The 13,242-nt window shown below is 53.9% G+C and carries 14 protein-coding genes and 1 other RNA gene; 10 read left to right on the top strand and 5 right to left on the bottom strand.

Features of this window, described 5'->3' with window-relative positions; translation table 11 throughout:
* Positions 1–30: 30 nt before the first annotated feature.
* Entirely contained in the window at positions 31–615 is a 585-nt protein-coding gene (locus Dpoa2040_RS04365; protein ID WP_042868298.1) for a YecA family protein, read from the bottom strand.
* Between the two features lie 207 nt (positions 616–822).
* Here Dpoa2040_RS04365 and zapA point away from each other — a divergent pair, with 207 nt between their 5' ends.
* The 3 genes from zapA to Dpoa2040_RS04350 all read left to right on the top strand — a co-directional run bounded on the left by zapA (position 823) and on the right by Dpoa2040_RS04350 (position 2,075).
* Positions 823–1,152: a cell division protein ZapA gene (zapA, locus tag Dpoa2040_RS04360; RefSeq protein ID WP_012883229.1), complete on the top strand. Its 330-nt coding sequence runs from the start codon at positions 823–825 to the stop codon at positions 1,150–1,152.
* 81 nt (positions 1,153–1,233) lie between these two features.
* Positions 1,234–1,416, top strand: a non-coding RNA gene (gene ssrS, locus Dpoa2040_RS04355) — 6S RNA.
* Positions 1,417–1,460: 44 nt separating this feature from the next.
* Positions 1,461–2,075 (top strand): 5-formyltetrahydrofolate cyclo-ligase, encoded by a 615-nt coding sequence (locus Dpoa2040_RS04350; protein WP_168640422.1) that lies wholly within the window; start codon positions 1,461–1,463, stop codon positions 2,073–2,075.
* A gap of 28 nt (positions 2,076–2,103) precedes the next feature.
* Here Dpoa2040_RS04350 and nadR read toward each other — a convergent pair whose 3' ends face one another.
* The 3 genes from nadR to serB form a co-directional block, all read right to left on the bottom strand.
* Positions 2,104–3,360, bottom strand: a complete 1,257-nt coding sequence (gene nadR, locus Dpoa2040_RS04345; protein WP_168640421.1) for a multifunctional transcriptional regulator/nicotinamide-nucleotide adenylyltransferase/ribosylnicotinamide kinase NadR — start codon at positions 3,358–3,360, stop codon at positions 2,104–2,106.
* Between the two features lie 71 nt (positions 3,361–3,431).
* Positions 3,432–4,817, bottom strand: a complete 1,386-nt coding sequence (radA, locus tag Dpoa2040_RS04340; RefSeq protein WP_168640420.1) for a DNA repair protein RadA — start codon at positions 4,815–4,817, stop codon at positions 3,432–3,434.
* A gap of 49 nt (positions 4,818–4,866) precedes the next feature.
* Positions 4,867–5,844, bottom strand: coding sequence for a phosphoserine phosphatase (gene serB / locus Dpoa2040_RS04335; RefSeq protein WP_168640419.1), 978 nt, complete (start codon positions 5,842–5,844; stop codon positions 4,867–4,869).
* A gap of 128 nt (positions 5,845–5,972) precedes the next feature.
* On the opposite strand from serB, the gene Dpoa2040_RS04330 reads away from it, so the two are divergent.
* Positions 5,973–6,653, top strand: coding sequence for a YtjB family periplasmic protein (locus tag Dpoa2040_RS04330; protein WP_168640418.1), 681 nt, complete (start codon positions 5,973–5,975; stop codon positions 6,651–6,653).
* Between the two features lie 103 nt (positions 6,654–6,756).
* On the opposite strand, the gene Dpoa2040_RS04325 is transcribed toward Dpoa2040_RS04330, so the two are convergent.
* Positions 6,757–7,629, bottom strand: a complete 873-nt coding sequence (locus Dpoa2040_RS04325; RefSeq protein WP_168640417.1) for a hypothetical protein — start codon at positions 7,627–7,629, stop codon at positions 6,757–6,759.
* A gap of 414 nt (positions 7,630–8,043) precedes the next feature.
* On the opposite strand from Dpoa2040_RS04325, the gene prfC reads away from it, so the two are divergent.
* From prfC to Dpoa2040_RS04295, 6 genes are all read left to right on the top strand, one after another.
* Positions 8,044–9,633 carry a peptide chain release factor 3 gene (gene prfC / locus Dpoa2040_RS04320; protein ID WP_042868313.1) on the top strand — a complete coding sequence of 530 codons (1,590 nt, stop codon included), beginning with the start codon at positions 8,044–8,046 and terminating at the stop codon, positions 9,631–9,633.
* A 356-nt stretch (positions 9,634–9,989) separates the two neighbouring features.
* Positions 9,990–10,646, top strand: coding sequence for a molecular chaperone OsmY (gene osmY, locus Dpoa2040_RS04315; protein ID WP_371810576.1), 657 nt, complete (start codon positions 9,990–9,992; stop codon positions 10,644–10,646).
* Positions 10,647–10,813: 167 nt separating this feature from the next.
* Entirely contained in the window at positions 10,814–10,975 is a 162-nt protein-coding gene (locus Dpoa2040_RS04310) for a DUF1328 domain-containing protein (RefSeq protein WP_168640416.1), read from the top strand.
* A gap of 87 nt (positions 10,976–11,062) precedes the next feature.
* A complete protein-coding gene (locus tag Dpoa2040_RS04305) occupies positions 11,063–11,251 on the top strand; it encodes a stress response protein (protein ID WP_042873744.1) in 189 nt (62 codons plus the stop codon).
* Positions 11,252–11,261: 10 nt separating this feature from the next.
* Entirely contained in the window at positions 11,262–12,095 is an 834-nt protein-coding gene (locus Dpoa2040_RS04300) for a TatD family hydrolase (protein WP_210423824.1), read from the top strand.
* 397 nt (positions 12,096–12,492) lie between these two features.
* Positions 12,493–13,212 (top strand): 4'-phosphopantetheinyl transferase, encoded by a 720-nt coding sequence (locus Dpoa2040_RS04295; RefSeq protein ID WP_042868316.1) that lies wholly within the window; start codon positions 12,493–12,495, stop codon positions 13,210–13,212.
* Positions 13,213–13,242: the final 30 nt, after the last annotated feature.

The raw sequence follows: 13,242 nt of genomic DNA, 5'->3' as shown, positions 1-13,242 counted from the left end.
CCTGAAAAAGGCATCAATGCAGAATGTGTGTTAATGCAGTGTCGGTTTTTTCTGTTCCGGCGCAGTCCTCACCGGGCGGGTAAATTCGTTATGGCACATGATGGCCGCCACCCGTACGTATTCGATCACTTCTTCCAGCGACTGCTCCAGTTCATCCTTGTCTTCATCTTCGTCGTAGCCGAGCTGAGCAATATTGCGCAGGTCGTCAATCGCTTCTTTTAGCTCACCTTTCGTTTTGTCAAGGCGAGGCTGGACGACACCAAGGCCGAGCAGAAAATGGTTGACCCATCCGGCCAGCGCGTCGGCGCGGTCAAAGATGCTGACCTGTTCCAGCGCGTCGTCCGGCAGGAACAACTGGAACATAAAACCCTCGTCTTCCAGTGTATCGCGGGTCACCTGATACAGTTGTTGTAATGGTTGGGCCAACGTCTGTGGGAAAGCCATACCATCGTTAGTCAGTTCGAACGTCAGTGTTTTCCAGCTATCGTCGTGGTTGCCGCCGCACAACATACCGCTGACCAGACCGTGCATTTCGGCGGCGGTCAGGGCAACCTGATGTTGTTGTAATAGCTGGTCGATAACTTCATAACCGGGGAGTGTATTCTGTATAGACATGAGCATTCATCGTCGTTGGCAGGTCGTTCATGTTATGCTACCACCAAGCTCCGTTGCTATACCAGCAAGCTCCGTTTCCAGACCCGGAAAGGGCTTGTATCTTCTATTGTGGATATATATAGTAGCGCCCGCTTTTTCAAGGCTCCGTCACGGGCCGTGCAGCGGATGTTCCTCTGCGGGCGTGAAGCGAAATAAGGCGAAGGTGACATGTCTGCACAACCGGTAGATATTCAGATTTTTGGCCGTTCGTTAAGAGTCAATTGTCCGCCAGAACAGCAGGATGCGCTGAATCAGGCTGCGGAGGATCTTAACCAGCGGTTGCAGGACCTCAAGGTGCGTACCAGGGTGACGAATACTGAGCAACTGGTGTTCATCGCGGCGCTTAATGTGTGCCATGAACTGGCGCAGGAGCGGTTGAAAACCCGCGATTATGCCGCCAATATGGAGCAGCGTATCCGCATGTTGCAGCAGACAATTGAACAGGCGTTGCTGGAGCAAGGCCGGATTACCGAGCGTCAGGGCGCGCAATTTGAGTAGCGCGTCTCGTTTTGACAAAAGTACGTTTTTTTGGGTAACACATCGCTGCCAGACATGATAAGGTAGCGTTGAAGGAACAAAATTTCTCTGAGATGTTCGTCAGCGGGCAAGTCCCCTGAGCCGATATTTCAACCAACAGAATGTAACGATCCGTAGTTGGTGAGCACGCTCGGTTTGTCCGAGAAGCCTTAAGATTGCGACGTTACGTTCACCTTGAACCAAGGGTTCAAGGGTTACAGCCTGCGGCGGCATCTCGGAGATTCCCTCTCGTTTATTCCCCTTATTTATTTGCATGACAGTGACTGCGCATGAACTCAGCCAGTGCATCTTCCAATCTTTCTCCCGTTGCATCATTACGCCAGCACATTCGTCAGCAGGTTCGTCAACGTCGCCGTGCGTTAAGCTCTGATCAGCAAGCGGATTTTTCCCGTCAGGCCGCAGAGCGGGTGATGGAACACGCACGCCTTGGCGATGCCAGACGGGTGGCGGTGTTTTTGTCATTTGACGGTGAACTGAATACCCAGCCGTTAATCGAGATGTTATGGCAGCGGCAAAAACAGGTTTATCTGCCGGTGTTACACCCGTTCTGCCGTGGGCATCTGCTGTTTTTACGCTATGCGCCGGATACTGAGCTGGTGTGGAATCGACTGAAGATTCAGGAGCCGCGGCTGGATGTACGTCAGGTATTGCCGGTTGAGCAGTTGGATGTGCTGCTGACACCGCTGGTCGCATTCGATGCCAACGGGCAGCGGCTTGGCATGGGCGGCGGATTTTATGACCGCACGTTGCAACACTGGCAAGCGCGAGGCCCATACCCTATCGGGCTGGCGCATGACTGCCAGCAGATGGATGCATTACCGGTGGAAAGCTGGGACGTGCCGTTGCCGGAAATCATCACGCCTTCCCATCACTGGTGCTGGTAACGCGGCGTGCGAGCGGTGAGGTTAGCCGTTAGCCCACCGCTGGCACCGGGTGTTGCTGGTCGTGTCCCAGCATCTGTTGCACCAGTTCCACACAGCGCAGAAAGCGGCTGTCGTAGTCGGATTCGGTGACATGAACGTACGGCACGTTGTTTTCTGCCAGCATATTCTTGAGCACGTCCTGAAACGCTTTGCGATCTGTCGCGCTGCCCAGGCTACGCAGGCCGTCCGCTACCCAGGGGGTGTTGTTCTCCAGCAGAATCACCAGATCAAAGCGGTACTCTTCAATCAGCGCTTGTACGAACGGGTGTTCCCGGCCTTCGTATTTTTTGCAAAATGCCTGCGTGGTGATGAAGTCAGTGTCGATAAACGCCACCTTGTTGGCGTATTTCACTGCAAAATCAATGTACTGTGCCTGACCGAGCGCGATTTTGTCGTAATCGGAATACTGTAGCGCCATTTCGTTGCCGCCCAGATGAGAGAACACATAGTCGCGGCCATATTCCCAGGCGCTGGTGGTGTTGAAGATATTAGCTAACTTGTTGACCAGCGTAGACTTACCGCTGGATTCGCCGCCCAGAATCGCCACAGTACGCACGAAAAACGGCTTCACCTCGGTGGGGATATAGTCCCAGTAGCGGAACGGGTCCTGGCGGATCTGCGCGCCGCTGATGCTCATAAACGAGCGTTTCGGGTCGATCAGCACGGTTTCGATGCCAAGATGCTCTTTGTACTGCGGCGCGTCCTGCTCTTCGCTGGTATAGACGTAGCGGGGGTCGATGCCTTTTTCCGTCATGAACTGTTTTATACCGCGGCTCCACACGTCCCAACCGTGCGGGTAGGGTTCCATACCTTGTTCGTTGAAGGCGTGAATGTGAATATTTTTCTGATATTTGAAGGTTTGCAGCAACCAGCGCAGGCGGTCACTGACGGTGGGTTGTTGCGACATGGAACTGTGTTCAAACAGCAGGCGATCGCGCGGCTCGTCGTAACCGAGAATTACGTGCAGCTCGTCCACCTGGCTACAGGCACGTTGAATCAGATAAATGTGGCCGGTGTGCAGCGGGTAGAATTTGCCGAAGACGACACCGATGCTTTTTTGCTGGTAAGGAAATTCCAACCCCAGGAAACGGTGCAATGACTCCAGCTTCTGGGCGCTGGGGCTTTTGATTTTGGCATTGAGCAACTGGCTCAGATAGCCTTTGGTCATACCCGCGGCATCGGCGACCTGTTGCAGGGTACAGCCTTTTTGTCTGATGGCTGTTTTCAGGTAATCGTAGGGAGACATGGTCTGATACTCCGATGTGGCGGATAACGCTGCGTCATATTAACGTTATGATAAATAAAGCCTAATTGAAATTACAGATCATCCAGGATCGCCAGGGCGTCCGACAGTTTTTTCGCGCCCATCACCTGCATATTGGCGGGTGGTTTTTTCGGCATATTGGCAAACGGTACGATGGCACGCTTAAAGCCATGCTTGGCCGCTTCGGTAATACGCTCCTGGCCGCTCGGCACCGGGCGGATTTCTCCGGCCAGTCCGACTTCGCCGAACACCACCAGATCCTGCGGCAGCGGTCGGTCGCGGAAGCTGGACACCAGCGACAGCAGCAGCGCCAGGTCGGCGCTGGTTTCCGTTACCTTGACGCCTCCCACCACGTTGACGAACACGTCCTGATCCGACATTTGCAACCCGCCGTGGCGATGCAGCACCGCCAGCAAGATAGCCAATCGGTTCTGTTCCAACCCGACCGCGACCCGACGCGGGTTCGCCATCATCGACTGGTCCACCAGCGCCTGAATTTCTACCAGCAGTGGCCGGGTGCCTTCCCACACCACCATCACCGAACTGCCTGAGGTGATTTCATCGCCCCGGCTCAGGAAGATAGCGGATGGATTACTGACTTCACGCAACCCCTGCTCGGTCATGGCGAATACGCCCAGTTCGTTGACGGCGCCAAAACGGTTTTTGTGGCTGCGCAGGGTACGGAAACGAGAATCGGCGTCGCCGTCCAGCAGCACTGAACAGTCGATACAGTGTTCCAGCACTTTCGGACCAGCCAGCGAACCGTCTTTGGTGACGTGGCCGACCATGATGATGGCGACACCGCGGGTTTTCGCAAAGCGTGTCAGGTAGGCAGCGGTTTCCCGCACCTGCGCTACGCTGCCGGGAGACGACTGGATATCTGCCAGATGCATCACCTGAATGGAGTCGATCACCATCAGTTTCGGCTGTTCCTGCTCGGCAATCAGGCAGATTTGCTCGATGCTGGTTTCCGACAGCATGTTGATGTGCTGGGCGGGCAGGCCAAGACGGTGGGCGCGCATCGCCACCTGCTGGAGCGATTCCTCGCCGGTGACATACAGGGTTTTCATCCGCTCGGCCAGCTTGCACAGGGTTTGCAGCAACAGGGTACTTTTGCCGGCGCCGGGGTTGCCGCCGATCAGAATGGCGCTGCCGGGGACCACGCCGCCGCCCAGCACCCGGTCAAACTCCTGAAAACCGGTGGAGAAGCGCGGCAGCGCCTCCAGGCTGATTTCTGAAAGTTTTTGCACCCGGCTGACGTTGCCGCTGTCTCCGGCGTACCCAGAGAAACGGTCGCTGCGTGATGAGGAGGACGCGGCGGCCAGACGCACTTCGGTGATGGTGTTCCAGGCGTGACAGGCGCTGCATTGCCCTTGCCAACGTGGATAGTCGGCCCCGCATTCATTACAGACAAAAGCGCGTTTGACGGCTTTGGCCATGAATTACCTCCTCGTTACTGCTTTTTTACTGCGAGTGTTACGGTGTGGCTCAGCTTTTTTCGTGTCTCAGGCTACCACTGAGAATGCACAATACGCCGGTCAAGTCGGCGTGGCGAATGCTGACCGTGCTCTGCTCGTTGACCTTGGGTTTGGCATGGTAGGCGATGCCCAGACCGGCTGCTTTTATCATCAGTAGATCGTTGGCGCCATCGCCGATGGCGACCGTCTGATGAGGTGGAATGTCCAGTTTTTCCGCCAACTGACGCAGCGTATCCGCTTTATATTTCGCATCAATGATTGGGCCTATTACTTCACCGGTCAGTTTGCCGTCGCGCATCCCCATTTCATTGGCGACCGCCGCCACCAGCCCAAGTTCGTCGCGCAGGTAGTCGGCGAAATAGGTGAAACCGCCGGACGCGATGGCCAGGTGCCAGCCCGCGTCTTGCAACTGCTTGACCATGTTTCTCAACCCCGGCATTAACGGCAGCGTATCCCGCACCTGACGCAGAATGTTGGCATCGGCGCCTTTCAGCGTGCCGACGCGTTGGCGCAGGCTGGCCGCGAAATCCAGCTCGCCGCGCATGGCGCGCTCGGTCACTTCCGCTACCTGCTCACCGGTGCCTGCCAGTTTGGCGATTTCATCGATACATTCGATCTGGATGGCGGTGGAATCCATGTCCATTACCAGCAGGCCGGGAGAACGTAAACTTGGGGTATTGCCCATCGGCGCGACGTCCAGCCCCAGTTCGTGAGCGACTTTGGTGATGCGCGGCGTCAGGGTGCCCGCCAACCGCACCACCTGATAGTCGTCTACGCTCCAGGCGCTGACAATCACCAGCGGGTCATCCAGACGACGCTGGATGCGGGATAGCAGATACTTGTCGAGCACATCGCCGTACATCAGCCAACCGGTATTGCCGGCGCGATAGTCGAGCGGCATGACTTCGTCGTCACTCAGCGACAGCGGCAAATTTGGCCAGCAGTTGATCTCATCGGGCAGATCGCTATAGGTCAAACGGTTCGACATGGGTTAAATATCCTTTCCTGCGGGTAGTGAGCATTGACGGGGTGGACGGTTACAAATCAACGCAACAAGCTATCCTATCGCTAACGCTTCTGGCAACATGAAAGTATCCAAATCTCACAGGTATTACCATGGTTCGGGCCAGGATTAAATTTCGCTTACATCGTACGGCCATTGTGCTGATCTGTCTGGCTTTGCTGGTGATATTGCTGCAGGGCGCGTCCTATTTCAGTCTCAGTCATCAGATGGCCCGTTCCGAGCAAGTGGAGGAACTGGCGCGCACGCTGGCGCGTCAGGTGGCGTTTAACCTGACGCCGTTGCTGGAGAGCAATAGCGACAACAGCAGCAGGATTGAGGAAACGCTGCACCAGCTTACCGATCACAGCCGAATTCTGGATGCCGCCTTGTACTTGCAGGACGGCACGCTGGTGGCGCGTGCGGGTGAACAGGTGGAAGTACGTGACCGGCTGGCGCTGGATGGCAGCCGCGCCGGCAGCTATTTCAATCACCAGTTGGTCGAACCTGTCAACAGTAAGGACGGGCCGATTGGCTTTCTTCGCATGACACTGGACACCCATGTGCTGGCGACGGAAGCCCGTCAGGTGGACAACACCACCAACATCCTGCGATTGATGATTATGATGGCGCTGGCTATCGGCATTATTTTGGCCCGCACCTTGTTGCAACATCGCCGCTCCCGCTGGCAACAGTCGCCTTACCTGTTGACCGCCAATGCCTCGTCGCAGGATTATGAACCGGCCAACGACGATAGCCCAACTACGCAGGACGAGGACAAACTCCATAAACCCTGAACAGGGTTCTTTCATCATATTTGCCCCGGTTAGCTCGGCACACGTTGTCCCTTTACACTCTGTCCCTGCACAATCAGTCCTTGATTGTGCTCTACAGTCTCAGTTAACCCAGACGTTGCTGGAACTGCTGCCATTGGGATTGTAATGCATCGATATTGTGCTGTTCCCAGTCGCTGGGTGACGGGGACGTTTGCAGGTAATGGCGGAATGAGTCGAACCAACCGTCAACGTTGTTATTGCTCGCCAGTGCGAAAATGTGCTGGCGTTTGAGCTGCACGTCGCTGGTGCCGGTGTCATATTTCTGTAGCTGACTTTGTGCCCAGGCGGCACGAGCGGTGTCACCCATTTCGATGCCGATGCGATATTCCCCTTCCATCAGCGCCTTACTGATGCTGTCTTCATTGGCGACTTTCTGGCTGAAAAAACTGTTGATGGCCGCTTGTGCTTGCTGCTGATAGTCGCTGTTCAGGTACTTGTCTTTGATAGCCGTCAGCTCGGCTTTTTTCACACTCAGCTGCATCGCGCTGGTGATATTGCTCTGCTGATTGGTAAAGCCGTAGGCCAACACGTCGTGGACCAGCGTCAGGAGGTCTTCTTTACTGAGGTGGCTGTCAGCGTTGATATTATTGGCCCAACTGCTGAAAAGCAGGGCATTGCTGGCGGTGAAAGGGTCTTTGAATAGCGGGTTGTCCAGACTGACGCCGGAGGCGGTGCGCGTGATGATATCATTACGCAGATCACGAATGGTGCGCGTCAGTTTGTCCTGTTCTTCCTTACTCAGCGGTTCGCTTTGTGAGGTGCCCTGGCGCCAGCGCGTCAGGGTTTCTTGCGAAACCTTGATGCTGGTGGGGGCGGTGATGGTTTTTCCGGTCAACGGGTCGCGTTTTTCTGTGTCGAGGCGTTGCCCGGCGTTCGATGGCGAGGTGGTTGGGTCCTGAGAATGGCTATAGCCCGCATTGATAACAGACAGATCCATGCTTTCTCCTTAAATTAGGTAAGCGTTAGCCTGTTTGTTATCGGTGAGTGTAAAACGAATCTTTATGAGTGTTTCTAAATGTTATTGTCAGAGCGTGACTCATATAGGGTTTAGGTTACCACCGGCGGTGTTTACGTCATGATTGATTGTGCCGGGCCGGTAAATCAGAGAAAATGAGCGCCTTATCCATCTGTCGCTACGATGCCTGTCACTTAAGCCTGTGTGGGGGAAAACGCGTGTAAAAGTGCTTAGAGGAACTTTTCTGCCGTGCGGCCACGCTTACCCGTGTCCTGATGGCTTAACTGATTGGCATCAGACAGCTTTATCTGTCTTTTATTTCCTAATTTTGTCTGGTGCGGCATCGCTTGCGTGATGCAGATGTCGTCACCTAACTATTAAAGAAGCCTGAATAACATGTCTCCAAGTGAATACGCACGCGAAGTCTCGAAACGTCGGACATTCGCCATTATCTCTCACCCTGACGCCGGTAAAACCACCATTACGGAAAAGGTGCTGTTGTTCGGACAGGCGATTCAGGTCGCCGGTACGGTAAAGGGACGCGGCTCCAACCAGCACGCTAAATCTGACTGGATGGAGATGGAAAAACAACGTGGTATCTCGATTACCACCTCGGTGATGCAGTTCCCGTACCGTGAATGTCTGGTCAATCTGCTGGATACGCCGGGGCATGAAGACTTCTCCGAAGATACCTACCGCACGCTGACCGCGGTTGACTGCTGCCTGATGGTGATCGATGCCGCCAAAGGCGTAGAAGACCGGACCCGTAAGCTGATGGAAGTGACCCGTCTGCGCGATACGCCGATCCTGACTTTCATGAACAAACTCGACCGTGATATCCGCGACCCGATGGAACTGCTGGACGAGGTGGAAAACGAACTGAACATCGCCTGTGCGCCGATTACCTGGCCGATTGGCTGCGGCAAGCTGTTTAAGGGCGTATACCACCTTTATAAGGACGAGGTTTATCTCTATCAGAGCGGTATGGGTCATACCATTCAGGCGGTGCGCATCGTCAAAGGGCTGGATAATCCGGAACTGGATCAGGCAGTAGGTGAAGATCTGGCCGCGCAGTTGCGCGAAGAACTGGAATTAGTGAAAGGCGCTTCCCACGAGTTTGATCAAGATGCATTTCTGAACGGTGAAATGACGCCGGTATTTTTCGGTACGGCGCTGGGTAACTTCGGTGTCGATCACATGCTGGATGGTCTGGTGGCCTGGGCGCCTGCGCCGATGCCGCGTAAGACCGATGCGCGTGTGGTGAGTGCCGACGAAGAGAAGTTCAGCGGTTTTGTGTTTAAGATTCAGGCCAATATGGACCCGAAACACCGCGACCGTGTGGCGTTCATGCGTGTGGTGTCCGGACGGTACGAGAAAGGGATGAAGCTGCGTCAGGTGCGTACCGGCAAAGACGTAGTGATCTCTGATGCGCTAACGTTCATGGCAGGTGATCGCTCCCATGTGGAAGAAGCCTGGCCGGGTGACATTATCGGCTTGCATAACCACGGCACCATTCAGATCGGCGATACCTTTACTCAGGGCGAAGATCTGAAATTCACCGGTATTCCCAACTTTGCGCCGGAGCTGTTTCGCCGTATTCGCCTGCGTGATCCGCTTAAGCAAAAACAGTTGCTTAAAGGGTTGGTGCAGCTTTCCGAAGAAGGCGCTGTGCAGGTGTTCAGACCGCTTATCAACAATGATTTGATCGTGGGTGCGGTCGGTGTGTTGCAGTTTGACGTGGTGGTAGCCCGCCTGAAAACCGAATACAACGTGGAAGCGGTGTACGAATCGGTGAACGTCTCTACCGCACGCTGGGTTGAGTGCGGCGATGTGAAGAAGTTCGAGGAATTCAAGCGCAAGAACGAGCCGAATCTGGCGTTGGATGGCGGCGACAACCTGGCGTATGTAGCGCCGACCATGGTTAACCTCAATCTCGCGCAGGAGCGTTATCCTGACGTGCAGTTCCATAAGACCCGCGAACATTAATCGTTGGTATATTAATCGTTGCTATATCACCCACTCCGCCAGGAGTGGGTAGTTTTATCATATTGATTAACTATCAATAACATGATGACTGTCTTCTGATCGTTTCCCTGCCACGGACAAATCTGAAATCACTGTCTTCCCGCCGTTCTGTGCTGGGTTTTTGCCTGCCATTGTCTATAGTTACCAGTGTGTTAAGGTTTTAGTTTATTTAACCATTATTCGTTTAAAATTAGGTTTTTATGTTTTTTATATTTGATTGGTTAATAGAATAATCTGAAATGACGTAACGAATCGTTCTGATACGATGTAGTAGTGAACCTGTTGTAAAACAGGCGATAACGATAAGGAAGGTATTGATGAAAAAGACCAAGATTACACTTTCGATGCAATGTGAACGGTGGGCTAAGTGTGGATTGGCGCTGGCGGCGTTGGTACTGGGTTCGGTACTGGCAAGTGGTCAGGCGCAGGCTGAGCAGGAAACGCTGGTACAGCAGGCGCAGCGTATCGCCGATACCGCAGGTAAGAAAATCGATAATTCCGTACAGAAGGCTACTGACTATGTAGACGACAGCACCCTCACCGCCAGAGTAAAAGGCGCATTGCTAAAAGACGAAACGCTCGACAGCAATAATATTTCCGTCTCCACCCACGATGGTGTGGTGATGCTTAGCGGATTTATTGCCAGCCAGCAGATGGCGACCCAAGCGGTGAAAATTGCCGTCCAGACTGAAGGGGTGAAATCGGTCAGTGATAAATTACAGGTGAAGGATGGCAGCGGTGTGCAGTCGGTTAGCGCGTATGCTGGTGACGCCCTCACCACCAGTACCATCAAGGCCAAATTGTTGGCGGATGACATCGTGCCTTCTCGTCATATCAAGGTGGTCACTCAAGATGGCGTGGTGTTGTTGACTGGCCAGGTCGCCAACCGGGCGCAAGCTGAACGGGCTGAAGCGATTGCCAAGGCGGTTAGCGGCGTCAAAAGCGTCAAAAATGAACTGACTGTGAAATCCTGAATTCTATCGCCTCACCGCTGAGCATTGACAGCAGCATGATGGTGCGCTTGTTGTTGCCATTATGCCCTTTCTTTGAGTGATTGCGGATGTCGCCGCGTACCCAGACCGTTTTTGGCAGGGGTACTGACGGCGATACCCCTCTCAATGTGCATATGCAAGGAGGTCTGATGTTTCGCTGGGGCATTCCTTTTCTCATCATTGCGGTTCTTGCGGCTGCTTTCGGGTTTGGTGTGCTTGTCGGTACGGCTGCCGCCGTCGCCAAAATCGTTTTTGTGGTTGGAATTATCTTGTTCCTGCTTAGCTTGTTTATGGGACATCGCCGACCATAGGCGTGGAAATTCCATGTGTCTGTCATATTATTTCGCCACACTGTCTGTGTTGTTTTTTTGTCCGAAGTTTGTCTGGGGGTCATTATGATGAATCTGGATGTTGCTATTGGCAGATGGAAACAGTGGAAAGGTTGCCTGTGGGAGCTGTGGGCTGAATGTGTTGACAGCGACGGAGCCTGGGTCGCGGGAAACCACGATTTTCTGGCAGGTGTGATGCAAGAATATTACGGAAAAGATCAGGAGAAGGTATCCTTAGAGCATGACAGCTTGCACTAAGGGATGACCGTTGCCCCCCCATTCTTTATCTGATGACGCGCAGGTGCCGGCCTTTGGGTTTATCGACACCCATTGCCACTTTGATTTTCCTCTGTTTGCTGACGATGCCGCGAGCAGTTTGGCGCGGGCCGCGCAGGCAGGCGTCCGCCGCTTGATTGTGCCGGCTGTGGCCGCTGAACACGTTGACCGGGTATTGGCGCTCAGTGAGCGTTGGTCCGTTCTATATGCTGCTCTGGGATTACATCCGTTGTATATTGCCGGGCATCAGGAGGCGCATCTGGCCGAACTGGCGTCGGCATTGGCGTACTCGCCTCCGCGTTTGGTCGCGGTGGGTGAGGTAGGTCTGGATCTTTACATGCTGGAGCCGCAATTTGAACGGCAGAAAGCGTTTCTGGCAGCCCAGCTTAAGCTGGCGGCCCAACATGATCTACCGGTGATTCTCCATTCCCGCCGCAGCCATGATCAACTGGCGCAGATGCTGCGCCGCCATCCGGTGCCATGTACGGGGGTGGTGCACGGTTTTGCCGGCAGCTACGATCAGGCCATGACGTTTATCCGCCTTGGCTACTATATCGGGGTCGGCGGTACTATCACTTATCCGCGCGCCAACAAGACCCGTCAGGCTATCGCACGTTTGCCGCTTGACCGACTGTTGCTGGAAACCGATGCGCCGGATATGCCGGTGTACGGATTTCAGGGGCAGCCGAATCGCCCTGAGCGTATTGTTTCGGTATTCGACGCGCTATGCGAACTGCGTCCGGAGTGGCCGCAGGTGATTGCAGATGCCATTCTTGCCAATACACTCCGGTTGTTTCCGGGGCTGCGATTATCGGAGTCTGCGTAATCCGTCTGGCACCTTATCGTCAGACGGCGGTATTTCCCTGTTTTGTCGGCTGTTGTCCGTGACAATGCATAAACCTGGCAAATCGCGTTGTCTGTCAGAATCGACCTGTGGTGAGTGCCTGCGTATCCATCAGAAACCTATTTTTATGGTGAGTATCGCTGTCAACGCGGCAAATTTAACAATCAAAACAGCGTCTAACCCGCATATTGCCAGTTAAGAAAGCGACGAACGTCATTTTTTGATGTTTTTCTTTGTCTGATGCGGTATGAACTTGCGACGAAAATCGTTTAACGTGCTTCGTCTATTCCTTATGACATATTAAGAACCTATTCCAACAGGTTATTTCAGCTGTCAGTTATGCCTACTGGGATAGTTCTACGTTGCAGAGTGCAGTGACATGCTTGCTTCATTTATAAAAAATATCGAGTGGTTGACCATCAGTCCGGCTGGGAATGAGACTGCTTACCCAGGGCATTGCGCTCGCTGCTATTTCGACTTGTCGGCGTATCGTGATGATTTGTTTTCCCTGGCAGGGTTCCCTATGCCGGAGGCGATCACGCGTTCAGTGCCGAAACGCCGGGCAGAGTATCTGGCAGGGCGTTATCTGGCGCAGACGGTGATGTCCCGGCTGGGCGTGGATAGCTATGTATTGACCAGTGCGCCTGATCGCTCGCCGCAGTGGCCGGAGGGCATCGCAGGTTCGCTCAGCCACAACGTCGATAGTGTGTTGTGTGCCGCGCATCAATGCAGCCGGGATATCACCTGTATCGGGCTGGATATCGAAACCTGGATGCACGCTGAGCGCGCCAGCAACCTGTGGCCCGGCATCGCTGATGAGATTGAATATGACTGGTTGCATTCCCACGATTCGATGAGTTTCGCCAGAATGTTGACACTGAATTTTTCCGCCAAGGAAAGTTTATATAAAGCGTTGTATCCGAAGGTAAAACGCTACTTTGATTTCTTGGATGTCCGCATGGTCGGGCTGGATGCGGTACAGCATACCTTTACTTTGCAGTTGTTGACTGACCTGTCGGCTGATTATCTGGCTGGGCGTAGTTTCTCAGGATCTTATCTATTGCGGGAAAGTGATATCACCACGTTTCTGTTTAACTAAACAGCATGGCGTCATGACGGCAGGGAGCGA

The organism is Dickeya sp. CFBP 2040 (assembly GCF_012273755.1).
Classification (GTDB): Bacteria; Pseudomonadota; Gammaproteobacteria; order Enterobacterales; family Enterobacteriaceae; genus Dickeya; species Dickeya poaceiphila.
Note: the sequence above shows the minus strand (reverse complement) of the source record. Positions and strands in the feature narration are given on the sequence as shown.